This is a genomic window from Streptomyces sp. NPDC034103 (genome assembly GCF_055575395.1).
On the sequence record NZ_JBVISS010000009.1, the window covers coordinates 409,542 to 427,268 of the forward strand.

Genomic DNA, 17,727 nt, shown 5'->3' on the forward strand with positions numbered 1-17,727 from the left:
TGTCCGTCGACGGTCGGCGCCCAACCCCCTTCTTGAGCCGCTCCTTTCGCACGCCCTGGGACCGCCCGTGTTCGCCCCCCGCACCATCCCCTGGCCCCTCGTCGCCCTTTTCACGGCCGGGTACCTCGCCCCGTACCTCCTGCCGACCACCGTCGGCAGACTGGACTCGGGGCTGCCCCTGACCGCCACGCAGGCGGGCGCCGTCGGCAGCGCGCTGCTGCTGAGTTCGGCGTCCGCGGGGTTCCTGCTGGCGTCGAAGGTGGACCGGATCGGCGCGCGGAGGCTGGCGCGCATCGGACTCACCCTCGCGGTGGCCGGCTACGGCTGGGCCGCGCTCAGCGGCAGCGTCGCGGCCGTCGTCACCGGCGCGATGATCGGCGGGTTCGGATCCGGTACGGCCACCACGGTCGCCGCCACCGGCATCGCCGCCCAGCGAGACCCGCACCGGACGACCACGCTCGGCCTGCTCGGCGTCTCCGCGCTCGCGGGTGCCGTCTATCTGACCGTCCCGCACCTGGGCCCGGGCCACGGCCAGCCGCTGGCCGCGATCGCTCTCACCGCCCTGGCGGTCTGGCCCCTGACGAACCGTCTCCCGCTGCACACCCCCACCCCGCAGACCCGGCGGACGAGGACCCCGCTCCCCCATCTCCGGGCCGGTCTGCTCCTCGCCGCCACCCTCCCCTGCTGGTCCCTCGCCCAGAACGCGCTCTGGGGCGTCAGCGGCCGGATCGGCCTCACCCAGGCCCACCTGACGGAGGCCACGGTCGGCGCGGTCTTCGCCGTGGCGCTCGGCGCGGGCCTGCTGGGCGTCATCGGCGCGGGCACCCTCGGCCCCCGCCTCGGCCACGCCCTGCCGGTCGGCGGTGGCACGGCCCTGATCGCCGTCTGCATCGCGCTGAGCGCGTCCGCGACCGACGTGACGACCTTCGCGACGGGCGAGATCGCGTGGAACACGCTCTACCCGATCGTCCTGTCGTACGTCATAGGTCTGGCCGCCTCCCTGGACCCGCGCGGCAGGTGGGCGGTCCTGGTCGGCTCGGCGTCCTCCCTGGGCACGGCGGCGGGCCCCCTCACCGGCAGCCTGCTGGCGGCCCAGGCGGGCTTCCCGGCGATGGGCCTGGTCCTGGCGGCGGGCCTGCTGGTGATCACGGCCCCGATGACCGCGGTGGCGCTGGGCGTGGGCAGGCGCCCGCTGCCGGTGGTGGAGATCCAGGTGGAGACCCAGGCGTACGACAAGGCGACGGCCGCCTGAACGCGCCCCGCCGGGGGCTGGTGCCGCGGCAGGCAACGTTCGCCCCGGCGCGACGCGCAAACGTTGCCGGCCGCCGCACTAGAACTCGTACGCCTCCACTTCAGCGAGATACCGCGCCCGCCGATCCTCGTCATGCTCCAGGAAGGACGCGACGAACGAGTTCCGGGCCAGCTCCCGCAACCGCTCCTCGCCCAGGCCCAGCGCCGAGCTCACCGCGTCGAAGTTGTCCCCCGCGTACCCCCCGAAGTACGCGGGGTCGTCGGAGTTGACCGTGCACAGCAGCCCCGCGTCCAGCATGGCGGGCAGCGGATGATCGGCCAGCACGTCGACCGTCCGCAGCCGCACATTGGACAGCGGGCACAGCGTCAGCGGCACGCGGTCCCGCACCAGCCGGGCCACCAGCTCCGGCGATTCCACGCACCGCAGCCCGTGGTCGATCCGCTCCACGCCGAGCACGTCGAGCGCCTCGACGATGTACTCCGGCGGCCCCTCCTCCCCGGCATGGGCGACGCGCCGCAGACCAAGGGCCGCGGCGGCCTCGTACACCTCGCGGAACTTCGCCGGCGGATGCCCGACCTCGGCGGAGTCGAGGCCGACGCCGACGATCCGGTCGAGGTAGGGCTTCGCGGCCTCCAGCGTCCGAAGGGCCGACTCCGCGGACTCGTCCCGCAGGAAGCACATGATCAGCTGCGTGGAGACACCGTGGTTCGTCTCGCTCGCGCCGAGCGCCCGCCACAGCCCGTCCATCACCGTGCCCATGGGGACACCGCGCGCGATGTGCGCCTGCGGGTCGAAGAAGATCTCCGCGTGCCGCACCCCCTGGGCGGCGGCTCGGGCCAGATACGCGTTCGCGAGGTCCTCGAAGTCACGCTCGGTGCGGAGCACGGCCATGAGCTCGTAGTACAGGTTCAGGAAGGACTGGAGATCCTCGAAGGCGTACGCCTTGCGAAGGGCGTCGGTGTCGGCGTACGGCAGTTCGACCCCGTTGCGCGCGGCGAGCTCGAAAGCCAGCTCGGGTTCCAGGGTGCCTTCGATGTGCAGGTGCAGTTCAGCTTTGGGGAGGGGCATCAAAGCATCGTACGACCGATTTATCTGCGCTTCGGAAGCGGCACCCGGAGCAGGTCGTGAGCCACCGTCAGCTCGCCGTCGAACCCGGCGGCCCGCGCCTGCCGTTCGAACTCGTCGGGGTCGGTGTAGCGCTGGCTGAAGTGGGTGAGCACGAGATGCCGTACACCGGACTCGCGCGCCACGGTGGCGGCCTGCCCGGCGGTGAGGTGACCGTGCTCGACCGCGAGGGTCGTGTCCTCGTCGAGGAAGGTCGACTCGATGACGAGCATGTCGCAGCGCTCGGCGAGGGCGTACACGCCGTCGCAGAGCCGGGTGTCCATGACGAAGGCGAACCGCTGCCCGCGCCGGACCTCGCTGACGTCCTCGAGCCGGACCCCGTCGACGGCGCCCTCGCGCTGGATGCGGCCGACGTCCGGGCCCTTGACGCCGTGCGCGGCGAGGCGTTCGGGCAGCATGCGGCGCCCGTCGGGTTCGACGAGGCGGTAGCCGTACGACTCGACGGGGTGCGAGAGCTTGCGGGCCTGAAGGGTGTAGGAGGGGGTCGTGGCCAGGACGCCGTCCGCGTCGGCCGGCGCCTCGGTGAGCGCGACGGTCTCGCGGTAGGCGGTGGCGTACCGCAGCCGGTCGAAGAAGTGTTGGCCCGACTTCGGGTAGTGGGCGGTGATCTCGTGCGGCACCCGGTCGAGGTTGATGCGCTGGATGACGCCCGCGAGTCCTAGGGAGTGGTCGCCGTGGAAGTGGGTGACGCAGATGCGGTGCAGATCGTGCGCGGCGACGCCGGCCCGCAGCATCTGGCGCTGGGTGCCCTCCCCGGGGTCGAAGAGGATGCCCTGGCCGTCCCAGCGCAGGAGGTAGCCGTTGTGGTTGCGGTGCCGGGTGGGGACCTGGCTGGCGGTGCCGAGGACCACCAGTTCGCGTACGGACACGGTGACTTACCCGGGGGGCCAGGAGAGACCGCGGCCGCCGAGGACGTGCGCGTGGACGTGCCAGACGGTCTGACCGGCGCCGCTGCCGGTGTTGAAGACGACGCGGTAGCTCTCCGCCTTCTCGTCGTCGGCGACGGCCTGCGCCTCGCGGAGCACGTCGGCCGCGACGGCCGGTTCGGCGGCGGCGAGGGCGGCGGCGTTCTCGTAGTGGACCTTGGGGATCACCAGGACGTGCGTGGGGGCCTGGGGGTTGATGTCCCGGAAGGCGACGGTGGTGTCGGTCTCGCGGACGATCGTCGCCGGGACGGCCCCCGCGACGATCTTGCAGAACAGGCAGTCGTCCTGCGGTTCCCCTGGCATGTGGTGTCCCTTCGGTCGCGGCTGTGGGGGCATCGTACCGAGCAGGTCAGGGAAGCGACGGCGGCACCTTGGCCGGTGTCCCCTCCAGGGCCTCCAGCGCGATGCGCACCGCCTCGTCCAGTTGTACGTCCCGCCCCGCCGCGTGGTCCTGCGGCCGCTGGACGACCTCGACGTCCGGGTCGACGCCGTGGTTCTCCACGCCCCACTCGTAACCCTCCAGCCAGAAGGCGTACTTGGGCTGGGTGATCAGGGTCCCGTCCACGAGCCGGTAACGGCTGTCGATGCCGATCACCCCGCCCCAGGTGCGGGTGCCGACCACCGGTCCGATGCCCAGCGCCCTGATCGCCGCGTTGACGATGTCGCCGTCGGACCCGGAGAACTCGTTCGCCACGGCGACCACCGGCCCGCGCGGCGCGTCCTGCGGATAGCTGTACGCCCGCATCCCGCGCGGCAGGGCCCAGCCGACGATCCGCCGGGCCAGCTTCTCGACGACCAGTTGGGAGGTGTGGCCGCCGCGGTTCTCCCGGACGTCGACGACCAGCCCCTCACGGGCCACCTCGACCCTGAGGTCCCGGTGGATCTGGGCCCAGCCGGGGGCCTGCATGTCGGGCACGTGGAGGTAGCCGAGCCGGCCGCCGGACCGCTCGTGGACGTAACTTCGCCGGTCCGTCACCCAGGCGTGGTAGCGCAGCGGTTCCTCGTCGGCGACCGGTACGACGACGGCGTGCCTGAGGTCGCCGCCGCCGGACGGTGAGACGGTCAGCTCGACCGGTTTGCCCGCCGTGCCGACGAGCAGCGGGCCGGGGCCGGTGACCGGGTCGACGGGGTGCCCGGCGACCGCGACGATCGCGTCGCCCGCGCGCACCGCGACGCCGGGCGCGGCGAGCGGGGAGCGGGCGTCGGGGTCGGAGGTCTCGCTCGGCAGGATCCGGTCGATCCGCCAACTGCCGTCCTCGTGCCGGGAGATGTCCGCGCCGAGCAGCCCCTGCCGGGGCCCGTGGCCGTGGCCGCCGCGCGGCATGACGTAGGCGTGCGAGGTGCCGAGCTCGCCCTGGACCTCCCACAGCAGGTCGACGAGGTCGTCATGGGTGGCGACCCGGTCCACCACCGGGCGGTAGCGGTCCAGGACGCCGGACCAGTCGACGCCGCTCATGTCGGGGCGCCAGAAGTGGTCCCGCATGATGCGGCCGGTCTCCTCGTACATCTGCCGCCACTCCGCCGAGGGGTCGACGCTCTGGCGGACCCGGTCGAGGTCGACGGTGATGTTGGTGTCGCTGTCGTCGTCGCCGGAGGCGCGCCGGTCGCTGGGGACGACCTTCAGCCGTCCGTCGGTCCACAGCAGCACCCGCTTGCCGTCGCCGCTGACGGCGAAGTGGTCGGCGTCGGCGGCGAGATGCTCCAGGCGCTGCTGGGCGAGGTCGTACCGCTCCAGTTCGGTCCTGGGGTCGGGGTCGTCCGGGGTGGCCCGGGAGGAGCCGAGCACGCCCTGGACGGGGTGGCGCAGCCACAGCACGCCGTCCTTCGCCGCGCGCAGGTTGGAGTAGCGGGCGGCCTCGACCGGGAACGGCACGATCCGGTCGGCGAGCCCTTCGAGGTCGATACGGGTGGCGGGGGTGCCCTCGCTGTCGGGTGTCTCGTCCTTGTCCGGCGCCTCGAAGGACCGGCCGTGCCGCTGCGGGCCGAACGGCGAGGGCGTGGTCGCGGCCAGCGTGATCAGGTGCGGGCGGTCGCCGTCCACGAAGGCCAGGTCGAAGACGTGCTCGTCGTAGACCGGGTCGAAGGAGCGGCTGGAGAGGAAGGCGAGGTGCTTGCCGTCGAGGGTGAAGGCGGGCGCGTAGTCCTGGAAGCGCAGCGGGGTGGCCTCGGTGACGGACAGGTCGGTGGTGTGGGCGAGCCGGAGCTGGCGCAGCGGGCGCGGGCCCGGGTGGGACCAGGCGAGCCAGGTGGAGTCGGGCGAGAAGACGAGGCCGGAGACGTCGCCGTCCTCGCTGCGGTCCACCTCGCGGACCTCGCCGGTCTCCCGTTCGACGAGCAGTACGCGTCCGTCGTGCGCGGCGACCGCGGCCCGGCTGCCGTCGGGGGCCATGGCGAGACCGAGGACCCGGCCGAGCTGTCCGGCGGCGAGGCGGCGCGGGGTGGCGCCGGGGGCGAGTCCGGTGGCGGGCGCGAACTCCAGGGCGTCCTCGCCCTCGGCGTCGGTCACCCACACCGCCCACTCCTCGCCCTCCGTGCGGAAGGTGCGGGGCAGCCGGGCGCGGACGCCGGGTTCGGCGGCGAGCGCGCGGGCCGGGCCGAAGCGGTGGGTGACCCAGTGCACGGCGCCCCGGACGGCGACCGCGCTGCCGCGCGCGGTGTGGTCGGGGGCGGCGGAGCCGAACCAGCGTGCGGCGTTCAGCGCGAACGGCTGCCGGCCGGTGCGCTGGCCGCCGAGTCGCACGTCGAGGCGGCGCGGCTCGGCCCCGTCGAGGTCGTCCAGGACCCACAGTTCACCGGCGCAGGCGTACACGACCCGGGTGCCGTCACCGGCCGCGTGCCGGGCGTAGAAGCCGTCGGTCGCGGTGTGGCGGCGCAGGTCGGACCCGTCGGCGAGGGAGGAGTACAGCGCGCCGACGCCTTCGTGGTCGCTGAGGAAGGCGATCCTGCCCGTGCCGGCCCACACCGGGAACTCGACGTTCCCGTCCAGGTCCTCGTGGAGCCGTACGAACTCCCCGTCGCCCTCGTGGTCGATCCACAGCTTGCCCGCCGTGCCGCCCCGGTACCGCTTCCACCAGGCGGCCTCGCGCCCCATCGGCGCGGACAGCAGCACGGTGGACGGCCCGTGCGCGACGGCGCCGACGGGTCCGTACGGCAGCACGGTCGAGGGTCCGCCGTCGAGCGGGACGGCGTGCGCCCAGGAGCGGCGCAGGCTGGCCTGGCCGTGGGTGGTGAGGGCGAGGACCTGCCCGTCCGGGGTCCAGCCGCGCACCTGGGTACGCGGGCTCCCCCAGTGCGTCAGCCGCTTCGCGGGGCCGCCGTCGACCGGGGCGAGGTGCACCTCGGGGGTGCCGTCGCGGGTGGAGGTCCAGGCGACCGTGGTGCCGTCGGGCGAGATGCGCGGGGTGGTGACCGGCACGTGGTCGGCGCTGACCCGCCAGGCCCGGCCGCCGTCGAGGGGCGCGACCCACACGTCGTCCTCGGCGGTGAAGGTCACCAAGTCGCCGTGCAGGTGCGGGAATCGGAGATACGAGGGCGTCGCGGGCCGGGTCACCCGGTCAGCTTATGCAGGGGTGGTCCTCGACGGACAGGGCTCTGGATCACTTGACGGTCACTTGCCCTGGACGGGCCGGCAGTCCGGGTACCTGTCGCACCAGATGGTCTCCGTGACGGTCACGGTGACGGTGGCTCCGGGCTGTCCGTTTCCGCCCGGGTTGTTCGGCTCGGGCGAGGCGTTGCAGTTGCCGAGCCCGTTGACCTGGAACCACTGCTTGCCGTCGATCTTGGCGATCAACTCACCTCGGACACACTGTCCGTTGACGACCCGGGTGATTTTGCCGTCGACGTCGATGTCCTTGCCGTCGGTGGTCTCGCCCGTGCAGGTGACCTCGGCGACGGCGTCCTCGGTCGCCGTCGGCGTGGTCCGGTCGCCGTAGGAGGCCTGGCAGGTCAGCCACTGCACCTCGGCCTTCTGCCGCTCCAGCTCCCGGGTCACGGTCTGGTCGGTCGTGTACGCCACGGACGCGGAGTTCAGCCCCGCCGGGTCACAGCCGACGGCACCGCCCACACCCACGACGACAAGCGCCGCCACGGCGAGTCCGCGTCGGCCCCGGCGCCGCCAAATCCTCCTCAATGCCCCCATGGAGGGCAGCTTCCCACTGTCCCGGCCGTCACGGAAGAGCGCATACGGACACTCTCCGCCCTCCCCAGCCACTCGGGTGTCGGACGAGCGGGCAGGCGTACGGCCTTCGCGCGTTCGATCGGACGAATAAACCCGAGGACCGAGCACCGCCCGCCCTCTGACCTGACCCCATGCGCAACGACCGCCGGGTCCGCCGGCTCGTGGTGGACGAGCGGGTGACCTACGCGTGGACCTTCCGGCAGAAGAGGACCGACGGCGTGTGGCGGGACGTCCTCACGCTGCACCGGGGCCGTGATCGCACCCGGTTCGTCTTCCGGGCGGGCGGGCCGGGCTCGGGGCGGTACGTCTCCGAGGGGGACATCTGGTTCCAGGGCTGGGCGGTGGACGGCCGCGGGGCGGGGATCAACCTGCGCGAACCCGCCGTCGTACGCGCCCTGGTCGACGAGGCGGACCGGCGCGGTCTGCCGCTGCCGGGCGAGCGGGAGGTGGACGGCTGGGAGCTGTTCCACGCCGTCGCCCAGGCCGTCGATCTCAGGAGCGCAGCAGCAGCCACTGCTGGAGCTCCACCAGGTTGCCCTCCGGGTCCTTGAGGTGGGCGACCCGCATGCGGTCGGTCATGGGGGCGGGGCCGTGCAGGAGGTTCGCGCCGCGTTCGGTGATCTGCGCGCAGTAGGTGTCGAGGTCGTCGACGCGGAGCACGACCAGGGACCGGTGCCCGCTCGCCGCGCCGCCCAACTCCCCCAGGACTCCGGCCATCATGGACCGGTCCTGGAGCGCGATCCCGGCCGAGCCGGTGCTGGGGCTGAACTTCTCGTACGGCCCCTGTGTCGCGCCCGACTGCGGCTTGAGGCCGAGGACTTCGGCGTAGAAGCGGTAGCAGGCGGGGAAGTCGCTGACGAGCAGCCGGACTTGTGCGAGTTCCAAGGCGTTCCCCTCGGGGTCAGGACCAGCGCCCGGTGCGGGCGAGGAGCACGGCGGCGGCCGCGGTCCCGGCGGTCGATGTACGCAGCACGCTACGCCCGAGCACATACGGCTTCGCACCCGCCTGTGCGAACAGTGCCAACTCCTCCGGGGAGACGCCCCCTTCGGGACCCACGACCAGCACGATCTCGCCCGCGGTGGGGAGTTCGACGGTGGCGAGCGGTTCGTCACCGCTCTCGTGGAGCACGGCGGCGAAGTCGGCCTTGGCGAGGAGGGCGGCGACCTGCTTGCTCGTGGCGAGGTCGGCGACCTCGGGGAAGCGTCTGCGCCGGGACTGCTTGCCGGCCTCGCGGGCGGTGGCCCGCCACTTGCCGAGCGCCTTCAGACCGCGGTCGCCCTTCCACTGGGTGATGCAGCGGGCGGCCTGCCAGGGCACGATCGCGTCGACGCCGGTCTCGGTCATCGTCTCGACGGCCAGCTCGCCGCGGTCGCCCTTGGGCAGGGCCTGCACGACGGTGATGCGCGGCTCCTCCACCGGTTCCTCGCTCACCGCGTCCAGCCGGACGATCAGCCGGTCCTTGCCCTCGGTGCCGAGCACCACGCAGTCGGCCCAGCGTCCGGCCCCGTCCGTGAGGATCACGTCCTCACCGGGTGCGAGCCGCTTCACGGAGACGGCGTGCCGCCCCTCGGGCCCGTCCAGCACGTACTGCCCGTCGCCCCCGGCTCGGAAGTGCTCGACCACGAACACGGGCGCCGTCATCGGACGTCACCGCCCTTGGGCAGGCGCGACAACGCTGTCGCGGCGTCGGCGAGTTCGGCGGCGAGGACCTCCACCAGCTGTCCGGCGGGCAGTTCGCGCGCCATCCGGAACCCCTGTCCGGCCCACAGCGCCATGCCCTGCGCGTCCTTGGCCTTGGCGGCGGCCTTGCGCAGCGGCGAGGTGAGGTGGTGGACCTCCGGGTAGGCGGCGGGGGCGTACCGGCCGTGCTCGCGCAGGAAGCGGTTGACCAGGCCGCGGGCGGGGCGGCCGGAGAAGGCCCGGGTCAGCTCGGTGCGCACGAACAGCGGGTCGGTGAGCGCCTGCTTGTGCACGTCGGCGGCGCCGGACTCGGAGGTGGCGAGGAAGGCGGTGCCGAGCTGGGCGGCACTGGCACCGGCGGCGAGGACGGCGGCGATCTGGCTGCCGCGCATGAGGCCGCCGGCGGCGACGATCGGGATGCCCACGGTCTCGCGGATCTGTCCGACGAGCGCCAGCAGCCCGATGCCTGACCCGTCGTTCTCCGGGATGTCACGGTGGGTGCCCTGGTGTCCGCCGGCCTCCACGCCCTGCGCGATGACCGCGTCGGCGCCGGCGCGCTGCACGGCGAGGGCCTCCTCGGCGGTGGTCGCGGTGACCAGGGTGAAGGTGCCGGCGCGGCGCAGGGAGTCGAGGACGTCGGCGCTCGGCACGCCGAAGTGGAAGGAGACCACCGGCACGGGGTTGTCGAGCAGGACGGCGAGCTTGGCGTCGTAGCCGTCGTCGCGGCCGCTGTCGGGGTCCCCGAGCTCGGTCTCGTACCAGACGGCCTCGCCGGCCAGCTGGTGGGCGTAGACGTCGACGGAAGCGCGGTCGGCGTACTCGGGCTGCGGCAGGAACAGGTTGACCCCGAACGGCCGCCCGGTCAGGCCCCTGAGCTGCTTGATCTCCTGGTACATCCCGTCCGCCGTCTTGTACCCGGCGGCGAGGAATCCGAGCCCCCCGGCGTCGGACACAGCGGCGGCGAGACGCGGCACGGAGACGCCGCCCGCCATGGGGGCCTGCACGATCGGATGGGGGAAGAGATCGGTCAGCGCGGAGGACATGCCCGCATGGTGCCACGTCCACCGGACAGGACCGAATCCGGCCCACGACCGGCATAGTCCAGGGGAACAGGCCGCGGGCGAGGGGGCTGAGGACCGGCCCCGAGCCGGTCGGTCCCCGCCCCCGCCACCCCACGGTCAGCGACCGTTGAACGCGTCCTTCAGCCGCGAGAACAGCCCCTGCTGCCCCGGCTGGAACTGCCCCAGCGGCCGCTCCTCGCCGCGCAGCTTCGCCAGCTCGCGCAGCAACCGCTCCTGCTCCGGGTCCAGCTTCGTCGGCGTCTGCACCTCGACATGCACGATGAGGTCGCCCCGACCGCCACCGCGCAGGTGCGTGACGCCGCGGCTGTGCAGCGGGATCGACTGGCCGGACTGGGTACCGGGCCGGATGTCGACCTCCTCCAGACCGTCCAGCGTCTCCAGCGGCACCTTCGTGCCCAGCGAGGCCGCGGTCATCGGGATGGTGACCGTGCAGTGCAGGTCGTCGCCCCGGCGCTGGAACTGCGAGTGCGGCATCTCGTGGATCTCGACGTACAGGTCGCCGGCGGGACCGCCACCGGGCCCGACCTCGCCCTCGCCCGCGAGCTGGATCCGGGTGCCGTTGTCGACACCGGCGGGGATCTTCACGGTCAGGGTGCGCCGGGAGCGGACCCGCCCGTCGCCCGCGCACTCGGGGCACGGCGTCGGGACGACCGTCCCGAACCCCTGGCACTGCGGACACGGCCGCGAGGTCATGACCTGCCCGAGGAAGGACCGCGTCACCTGCGACACCTCACCGCGCCCGCGGCACATGTCACACGTCTGCGCGGAGGTGCCCGGCGCCGCGCCCTCACCACTGCACGTGGTGCACACGATCGCGGTGTCGACCTGGATGTCCTTCGTGGTGCCGAAGGCCGCCTCGTCGAGCTCGATCTCCAGCCGGATCATCGCGTCCTGGCCCCGCCGCGTACGCGACCGCGGGCCCCGCTGGGACGCCGTACCGAAGAACGCGTCCATGATGTCCGAGAAGTTCCCGAACCCACCGGCCCCGAAGCCGCCCGCGCCGCCGCCGGCCTGCGAGAGCGGGTCGCCGCCGAGGTCGTAGACCTGCTTCTTCTGCGGGTCCGAGAGCACCTCGTAGGCGGCGTTGATCTCCTTGAACCGCTCCTGGGTCTTCGGATCGGGGTTGACGTCCGGGTGCAGCTCGCGCGCGAGCCGGCGGAACGCCTTCTTGATCTCATCCTGCGACGCGTCGCGGCGCACGCCGAGAACGGCGTAGTAGTCCGTGGCCACTTACGACTCCGCCAGGATCTGTCCGACGTACCGTGCCACTGCGCGTACCGCTCCCATCGTTCCCGGGTAATCCATGCGGGTCGGTCCGACCACGCCGAGCTTGGCGACTGCCTCGTTGCCCGAACCGTAGCCGACCGACACCACTGAAGTGGAGTTGAGTCCCTCGTAGGCGTTCTCGTGACCGATGCGTACGGTCATGCCCGAATCCCCGGCTTCGCCAAGCAGCTTGAGGAGCACGACCTGCTCCTCCAGCGCCTCCAGGACGGGCCGGATGGTGAGGGGGAAGTCATGTCCGAAGCGGGTGAGATTGGCGGTGCCGCCGATCATCAACCGCTCCTCGTTCTCCTCGACGAGCGTCTCCAGGAGGGTGGAGAGCACCGTCGAGACGGTGCCCCGGTCCTCCAGGTCGAAGCCCTCGGGGAGGTCCTCGACGAGCCTGGGCACATCGGTGAAGCGCCGCCCGGCGACCCGGCTGTTGAGCCGGGCCCGCAGATCGGCGAGAGAGCTCTCGCCGAACGGCGCCGGGCAGTCGATCATCCGCTGCTCGACCCGCCCGGTGTCCGTGATCAGCACGAGCATCAGACGCGCGGGCGCGAGGGCGAGCAGTTCGACATGGCGCACGGTGGACCGGGTGAGCGAGGGGTACTGCACCACCGCGACCTGCCGGGTGAGCTGCGCGAGCAGCCGTACCGTCCGGGCCACCACGTCGTCGAGGTCGACGGCGCCGTCGAGGAAGTTCTGGATGGCGCGCCGCTCGGGCGCGGTCATCGGCTTGACGCCGGCGAGCTTGTCGACGAAGAGCCGGTAGCCCTTGTCCGTGGGGATGCGCCCGGCGCTGGTGTGCGGCTGGGCGATGTACCCCTCGTCCTCCAGGGCGGCCATGTCGTTGCGGATCGTCGCCGGGGAGACGCCGAGGCTGTGCCGCTCGGTGAGGGCCTTGGAGCCGACCGGCTCCTCGGTGCCGACGTAGTCCTGGACGATGGCACGCAGCACCTGAAGCCTGCGTTCACTCAGCATCGCGCGCACCTCCAGATGTCGTTCCCTCGGTTTCCCGCCTGGCACTCTGTCCGTCCGAGTGCCAGTGTCCCCCGGCCAGTGTACGGCGGTGGGGTACCGCCCCGGCAAGGACGGTCCCGCCGCGACCCCGCGTACGGCTAGCGTCGCGGTATGACGGTGACTTGGGAAGAGCTGGAGTGGGAGCGGCTGGCGGCCGGGGTGGGCCGGTGCCGTCTGCCTGGCTGGGACTGCACGGCGGGGCTGGTCGTCGGGGTGGAGACCGCCCTGCTGATCGACGCCGGGTCGAGCCTCGCGGAGGGCGCGCGCGTGCGGGCGCAGGCGGAGTCGCTGGCCGGCCACCGTGTGACTCATCTCGCGCTGACCCACCCCCACTTCGACCACGTGTTCGGGGCGGCGGCCGTCGCGGACGCGGAGGTGTTCGGGCCGGTGGGCATGGACGCGCTCCTCGAGCAGCAGCACGCACGCGCGGACCTGCGGGCGGACGCGCTCCGCAACGGGCTGGACGAGCGGCTCGCCGACGAGGCGCTGGACGCCCTGCCCCGCCCGCGCCACCTCGTCTCCGGCGAGTGGACCCTCGACCTCGGCGGCGGCCGCCAGGTCCTGCTGGCCAACGTCGGCCCCGGCCACACCGGCCACGACCTCGTCGTGCTGGTGCCGGGCGCCCCGGAGGTGGTCTTCTGCGGCGACCTGGTCGAGGAGTCCGGCGAACCGCAGGCCGGCCCCGACGCCGTACCGTCCCAGTGGCCGGCGGCACTGGACCGGCTCCTGGACCTCGGCGGCGAGGACGCGCTGTACGTGCCGGGTCACGGAGCGGTGGTGGACGCGGCCTTCGTCCGGGGGCAACGGGACGCGCTGGCCGCCCGTTTCGGCGTGTCGCGCTAGGCGGTCCGGCGCTTCTCCTATCGTCATCCGAATGCGCCAGTACTCAGCCGACCTGACCCCTCCCTGGAAGAAGCCCAAGGCCGCCCCCGAGGTCCCGGCGGAGCCCGGCCTGGTGGTCGAGGAGCCCGGCTCCGGGTTCTGCGGCGCGGTGATCCGCTGCGAGGCGGGCACGGTGACCCTGGAGGACCGGTTCGGCAAGCACCGGGTGTTCCCGATGGAACCGCGGGGCTTTCTGCTGGAGGGCCGGGTGGTGACGCTGGTCCGTCCCTCGGCCGCCGCTCCGGCACGTCCGAGCCGTACCGCCTCCGGTTCGGTGGCCGTCCCCGGCGCACGCGCGCGCGTGGCCCGCGCCGGCCGCATCTACGTCGAGGGCCGGCACGACGCGGAACTGGTGGAGAAGGTCTGGGGCGACGACCTGCGCATCGAGGGCGTGGTCGTGGAGTACCTGGAGGGGGTCGACGACCTGCCCTCGATCGTCGCCGAGTTCGCGCCCGGGCCGGACGCCCGCCTGGGGGTCCTCGTGGACCATCTGGTGCCGGGCACGAAGGAGTGGCGCATCGCACAGCAGGTGACGAGCGAGCACGCCCTGGTCGTCGGGCACCCGTACATCGACATCTGGGAAGCGGTGAAACCGTCCGCCCTGGGCATTGCCGGGTGGCCGAAAGTCCCCCGTGGCCAGGACTGGAAGACGGGCGTGTGCCGGGCCCTGGGGTGGCCTTCGGAGAACACGGGGGCGGTGTGGCAGGCGATCCTGAAGCGGGTGAACTCTTACAAGGACCTGGAGCCGGAGCTCCTGGGCCGAGTGGAAGAGCTGATCGACTTCGTCACGACGTGACACGCGGCATCTCATGGACCGGGGGAACCGGCACCCAGGGGCGCGGGGAACTGCGCGACCAGCCACAACAGACCCGCAGCCGCCCCGCAACCTTTCAGTCCACCAGGTCCCGCACCACCGCGTCGGCCAGCAGCCGCCCCCGCAGAGTCAGGACGGCACGTCCCTTCTCGTACGGCGCTTCCTGGAGCAGCCCCTCCGACAGCGCGCGCCGGGCGGCCGTGAGCCCCTGTTCGCGCAGCAGGTCCAGCGGGACCCCTTCCCGCAGCCGCAGCTCCAGCAGGATCCGTTCGACCCGGCGGTCCTCCTCGGAGAGCAGTTCGCGGCCCGCGCCCGGCGACTTCCCCGCCGCGAGCGCGGCGGCGTACGCGCCCGGATGCTTCACGTTCCACCAGCGCACCCCGCCGACGTGCGAGTGCGCTCCGGGCCCCGCGCCCCACCAGTCGGCGCCCCGCCAGTACAGCTCGTTGTGCAGGCAGCGGCCGGCTTCGGAGGTGGCCCAGTTGGAGACCTCGTACCAGTCGAAGCCTGCGGCCGAGAACGTGTCCTCCGCGATCAGGTAACGGTCCGCGTGCACGTCGTCGTCGGTCATCGGGACCTCGCCCCGGCGGATACGGCGGGCCAGCTGCGTGCCCTCCTCGACGATCAGGGCGTAGGCGCTGACGTGGTCCGGTCCGGCGCCGATCGCCGCCTCCAGGGACGCCCGCCAGTCGTCGTCGGACTCGCCCGGGGTGCCGTAGATGAGGTCCAGGTTCACGTGCTCGAAGCCCGCCGCGCGGGCCTCCGCCACGCAGGCCTCCGGGCGGCCGGGGGTGTGGGTGCGGTCGAGCACCTTCAGCACGTGCTGCCGGGCGCTCTGCATGCCGAAGGAGATCCGGTTGAAGCCGCCCTGGCGCAGGGTGGCCAGATACGCCGGGTCCACCGACTCCGGGTTCGCCTCCGTCGTCACCTCCGCGTCCGGCGCGAGACCGAACTCCTCGCGGACCGCGGCCAGCATCCGGACGAGGTCGCCGGCGGCCAGCAGGGTGGGCGTGCCGCCGCCGACGAAGACCGTGCGGACCTGGCGGGGGTCGTCGCCGAGGACCTTGCGGGCCAGGCGGATCTCGTCGATCAGGGTGTCCGCGTAGTTGTCGCGGGAGGCGAGGACGCCGCCGGTGCCGCGCAGCTCGGTCGCGGTGTAGGTGTTGAAGTCGCAGTAGCCGCAGCGGGTCGCGCAGTACGGAACGTGCAGGTAGAACCCGAGGGGGCGGTCGGCGGCCCCGGCGAGCGCGGACGCGGGGAGCGCGCCGTCGTCGGGGACGGGCTCGCCGTCGGGGAGTGCGGAAGGCATGCCTTCCATTGTCCAGGACGGGACGGGGTGCTCGACCGGAGCCGTGAGCGGGCGTGCGCCGGACGCGTTCCGCGCTCAGGGGGGCGGGGTGCTGGACCGGAGCCGTGCGCCGGCCGCCGGACGCGTTCCGCGATCAACGGGGCGGTGAGTCCGGCGCGGCCAAGCGAGCGCAGCCGCGGCCGTCGCCGTCGCTGGGGCAAGCGGCGCGCCAACTGCCCCAGGGGCGCTGGGGACCGCTCGACCGGCCACGACGCCGTCACCGGCCGACGCGCCCCGCCGCCCTCGCGCTACACCTCGCGAGTCCCCGCGTACATCTCCTCGATCAGGTGCTTGTACTCCCGCTCCACCACCGGCCGCTTCAGCTTCAGGCTCGGCGTGATCTCGCCGTGCTCCACGTCCAGGTCCCGCGGCAGCAGCCGGAACTTCTTGATGGTCTGCCAGCGCTGGAGCCCCTCGTTGAGCTCCTTGACGTAGCCCTCGATCATCGCGACGGTCTCCGGCGCGGCCACGACGTCGGCGTACGACTTGCCGCCGAGCCCGTTCTCCTCGGCCCAGCCGAGGATCGACACCTCGTCCAGCGCGATGAGCGCCGTGCAGAAGTTCCGGTCGGCGCCGTGCACCAGGATGTTGGAGACGTACGGGCACACCGACTTGAACTGACCCTCGACCTCGGTCGGCGCGATGTACTTGCCGCCGGAGGTCTTGAACAGGTCCTTCTTGCGGTCGGTGATGCGCAGGTAGCCGTCGGGCGACAGCTCGCCGATGTCACCGGTGTGGAACCAGCCGTCGGCCTCCAGCACCTCGGCGGTCTTCTCCGGCAGCCCGTGGTAGCCCTCCATGATGCCGGGGCCGCGCAGCAGGATCTCGCCGTCCTCGGCGATCCGCACCTCGGTGCCGGGCAGCGGCTTGCCGACCGTGCCGGTGCGGTACGCCTCGCCCGGGTTGACGAAGGAGGCCGCGGAGGACTCGGTGAGGCCGTAGCCCTCCAGGATGTGGATGCCGGCGCCGGCGAAGAAGAACCCGATCTCCGGGGCGAGGGCCACGGAGCCGGAGACACAGGCGCGCAGATTGCCGCCGAAGGCCTCGCGGATCTTGGCGTACACCAGCTTGTCGGCGACCGCGTGCTTGGCGGCCAGGCCGAAGGGCGCGCTGGCGGTGCCGGTGCGGCGGAAGTTGTCCTGGGTGACCTTGGCGTACTCGCGGGCGACGTCGGCGGCCCAGCGGAAGATCTTGTACTTGGCGCCGCCGCCCGCGCGGGCCTTGTTGGCGATGCCGTTGTAGACCTTCTCGAAGATGCGCGGGACGGCCGCCATGTACGTCGGCTGGACGATCGGCAGGTTCTCGATGATCTTGTCGACCCGGCCGTCGACCGCGGTGACGTGCCCGACCGCGATCTGGCCGGAGGTGAGCACCTTGCCGAAGACGTGCGCGAGCGGCAGCCACAGGTACTGCACGTCCTCGGCGCCGACCAGGCCGGTCGCGGCGATGGCCTTGGCCATGTAGGCCCAGTTGTCGTGCGGGAGCCGGACGCCCTTGGGGCGGCCCGTCGTGCCCGAGGTGTAGATGAGGGTGGCGAGCTGGTCCTTGGTGATCGCGCCGACCCGCTCCCTGATCAGGTCGGGCTCCTTCTCCAGCCGGGCCGCGCCGCGGGCCTCCAGCTCGGCCAGGGAGAGCACCCAGTCGCCGGTCTCCACGCCCTCGGCGTCGATGACCACGACATGGTGCAGGTCGGGCAGGTCGCCGCGCTTGTCCCGCGCCTTGGCCAGCTGCTCGGCGTTCTCCGCGAACAGCACCCGGCTGTCGGAGTCGGAGACGATGAACGCGGACTCGTCGGCGTTGGTCTGCGGATACACCGTGGTGGTGGCGGCACCGGCGCACAGGATGCCGAGATCCGCGAGGATCCACTCGATCCGGGTGGCGGAGGACAGGGCGACCCGCTGCTCGGGCTGCACCCCGAGCTCGATCAGCCCGGCGGCGATGGCGTAGACCCGCTCGGCGGTCTGCCCCCAGCTCAGCGACTTCCAGTCGTCGGGACCCTCACCGGAGGCCGGGGGCACCGGGTAGCGGTACGCCTCGGCGTCGGGTGTGGCCGAAACGCGCTCCAGGAAGAGGGTCGCCACGCTCGGCGGACGGTTCTCGATCAGGGTCTGTGTGTCGCTCACGACATCCTCCGGGGCCCGCGACAGTGCGGCG

Annotated in this window: 16 protein-coding genes; 4 read left to right on the forward strand and 12 right to left on the reverse strand. The window is 72.7% G+C overall.

The window, feature by feature from the left end:
* Positions 1–67: 67 nt before the first annotated feature.
* The gene (locus ACZ56U_RS22555) at positions 68–1,252 is read left to right on the forward strand and encodes an MFS transporter (protein ID WP_469085785.1); all 1,185 of its coding nucleotides are present in this window, start codon (positions 68–70) and stop codon (positions 1,250–1,252) included.
* A gap of 78 nt (positions 1,253–1,330) precedes the next feature.
* On the opposite strand, the gene ACZ56U_RS22560 is transcribed toward ACZ56U_RS22555, so the two are convergent.
* From ACZ56U_RS22560 to ACZ56U_RS22580, 5 genes are read right to left on the reverse strand one after another with little or no spacing between them, the layout of a single operon-like run.
* The gene (locus tag ACZ56U_RS22560; protein ID WP_469085786.1) at positions 1,331–2,320 is read right to left on the reverse strand and encodes an adenosine deaminase; all 990 of its coding nucleotides are present in this window, start codon (positions 2,318–2,320) and stop codon (positions 1,331–1,333) included.
* A 20-nt stretch (positions 2,321–2,340) separates the two neighbouring features.
* Entirely contained in the window at positions 2,341–3,246 is a 906-nt protein-coding gene (locus tag ACZ56U_RS22565) for a ribonuclease Z (RefSeq protein ID WP_469085787.1), read from the reverse strand.
* Positions 3,247–3,252: 6 nt separating this feature from the next.
* On the reverse strand, positions 3,253–3,606 hold the full coding sequence (locus ACZ56U_RS22570) for a histidine triad nucleotide-binding protein (RefSeq protein ID WP_469085788.1): 354 nt from the start codon (positions 3,604–3,606) through the stop codon (positions 3,253–3,255).
* Between the two features lie 46 nt (positions 3,607–3,652).
* The gene (locus ACZ56U_RS22575) at positions 3,653–6,853 is read right to left on the reverse strand and encodes a S41 family peptidase (RefSeq protein WP_469085789.1); all 3,201 of its coding nucleotides are present in this window, start codon (positions 6,851–6,853) and stop codon (positions 3,653–3,655) included.
* A gap of 57 nt (positions 6,854–6,910) precedes the next feature.
* Positions 6,911–7,441: a hypothetical protein gene (locus ACZ56U_RS22580; RefSeq protein ID WP_469085790.1), complete on the reverse strand. Its 531-nt coding sequence runs from the start codon at positions 7,439–7,441 to the stop codon at positions 6,911–6,913.
* 170 nt (positions 7,442–7,611) lie between these two features.
* Between ACZ56U_RS22580 and ACZ56U_RS22585 the strand changes: the two genes are divergently transcribed.
* Positions 7,612–8,031, forward strand: a complete 420-nt coding sequence (locus tag ACZ56U_RS22585) for a hypothetical protein (protein WP_469085791.1) — start codon at positions 7,612–7,614, stop codon at positions 8,029–8,031.
* Here ACZ56U_RS22585 and ACZ56U_RS22590 read toward each other — a convergent pair.
* The 5 genes from ACZ56U_RS22590 to hrcA all read right to left on the reverse strand — a co-directional run bounded on the left by ACZ56U_RS22590 (position 7,973) and on the right by hrcA (position 12,490).
* The gene (locus tag ACZ56U_RS22590) at positions 7,973–8,365 is read right to left on the reverse strand and encodes a VOC family protein (protein WP_469085792.1); all 393 of its coding nucleotides are present in this window, start codon (positions 8,363–8,365) and stop codon (positions 7,973–7,975) included. The two genes, ACZ56U_RS22585 and ACZ56U_RS22590, sit on opposite strands and share 59 nt — an antisense overlap.
* Before the next feature lie 16 nt (positions 8,366–8,381).
* A complete protein-coding gene (locus tag ACZ56U_RS22595; RefSeq protein WP_469085793.1) occupies positions 8,382–9,122 on the reverse strand; it encodes a 16S rRNA (uracil(1498)-N(3))-methyltransferase in 741 nt (246 codons plus the stop codon).
* Entirely contained in the window at positions 9,119–10,204 is a 1,086-nt protein-coding gene (locus tag ACZ56U_RS22600) for a nitronate monooxygenase (protein ID WP_469085794.1), read from the reverse strand. Before ACZ56U_RS22600 ends, ACZ56U_RS22595 begins: the two co-directional genes overlap by 4 nt.
* Positions 10,205–10,339: 135 nt before the next feature.
* Positions 10,340–11,473: a molecular chaperone DnaJ gene (dnaJ, locus tag ACZ56U_RS22605; RefSeq protein WP_469085795.1), complete on the reverse strand. Its 1,134-nt coding sequence runs from the start codon at positions 11,471–11,473 to the stop codon at positions 10,340–10,342.
* Positions 11,474–12,490, reverse strand: coding sequence for a heat-inducible transcriptional repressor HrcA (hrcA, locus tag ACZ56U_RS22610; RefSeq protein WP_391229111.1), 1,017 nt, complete (start codon positions 12,488–12,490; stop codon positions 11,474–11,476).
* Positions 12,491–12,640: 150 nt separating this feature from the next.
* On the opposite strand from hrcA, the gene ACZ56U_RS22615 reads away from it, so the two are divergent.
* A complete protein-coding gene (locus ACZ56U_RS22615; protein ID WP_469085796.1) occupies positions 12,641–13,372 on the forward strand; it encodes an MBL fold metallo-hydrolase in 732 nt (243 codons plus the stop codon).
* 31 nt (positions 13,373–13,403) lie between these two features.
* The gene (locus ACZ56U_RS22620; protein ID WP_469085797.1) at positions 13,404–14,207 is read left to right on the forward strand and encodes a DUF3097 domain-containing protein; all 804 of its coding nucleotides are present in this window, start codon (positions 13,404–13,406) and stop codon (positions 14,205–14,207) included.
* 94 nt (positions 14,208–14,301) lie between these two features.
* Here ACZ56U_RS22620 and hemW read toward each other — a convergent pair whose 3' ends face one another.
* Positions 14,302–15,534 carry a radical SAM family heme chaperone HemW gene (gene hemW / locus ACZ56U_RS22625; RefSeq protein WP_469085798.1) on the reverse strand — a complete coding sequence of 411 codons (1,233 nt, stop codon included), beginning with the start codon at positions 15,532–15,534 and terminating at the stop codon, positions 14,302–14,304.
* Positions 15,535–15,821: 287 nt separating this feature from the next.
* Positions 15,822–17,696, reverse strand: coding sequence for an AMP-dependent synthetase/ligase (locus ACZ56U_RS22630; protein ID WP_469085799.1), 1,875 nt, complete (start codon positions 17,694–17,696; stop codon positions 15,822–15,824).
* Between the last annotated feature and the right edge of the window lie 31 nt (positions 17,697–17,727).

What these genes read in the sequence shown, in the direction of transcription:
- ACZ56U_RS22595 (WP_469085793.1), bottom strand. Translation starts at nt 9,122, where the DNA reads ATGACGGCGCCCGTGTTCGTGGTCGAGCACTTCCGAGCCGGGGGCGAC.
- ACZ56U_RS22585 (WP_469085791.1), top strand. Translation starts at nt 7,612, where the DNA reads ATGCGCAACGACCGCCGGGTCCGCCGGCTCGTGGTGGACGAGCGGGTG.
- ACZ56U_RS22615 (WP_469085796.1), top strand. Translation starts at nt 12,641, where the DNA reads ATGACGGTGACTTGGGAAGAGCTGGAGTGGGAGCGGCTGGCGGCCGGG.
- hrcA (WP_391229111.1), bottom strand. Translation starts at nt 12,490, where the DNA reads ATGCTGAGTGAACGCAGGCTTCAGGTGCTGCGTGCCATCGTCCAGGAC.
- ACZ56U_RS22560 (WP_469085786.1), bottom strand. Translation starts at nt 2,320, where the DNA reads ATGCCCCTCCCCAAAGCTGAACTGCACCTGCACATCGAAGGCACCCTG.
- hemW (WP_469085798.1), bottom strand. Translation starts at nt 15,534, where the DNA reads ATGCCTTCCGCACTCCCCGACGGCGAGCCCGTCCCCGACGACGGCGCG.
- ACZ56U_RS22600 (WP_469085794.1), bottom strand. Translation starts at nt 10,204, where the DNA reads ATGTCCTCCGCGCTGACCGATCTCTTCCCCCATCCGATCGTGCAGGCC.
- ACZ56U_RS22620 (WP_469085797.1), top strand. Translation starts at nt 13,404, where the DNA reads ATGCGCCAGTACTCAGCCGACCTGACCCCTCCCTGGAAGAAGCCCAAG.
- ACZ56U_RS22570 (WP_469085788.1), bottom strand. Translation starts at nt 3,606, where the DNA reads ATGCCAGGGGAACCGCAGGACGACTGCCTGTTCTGCAAGATCGTCGCG.
- ACZ56U_RS22580 (WP_469085790.1), bottom strand. Translation starts at nt 7,441, where the DNA reads ATGGGGGCATTGAGGAGGATTTGGCGGCGCCGGGGCCGACGCGGACTC.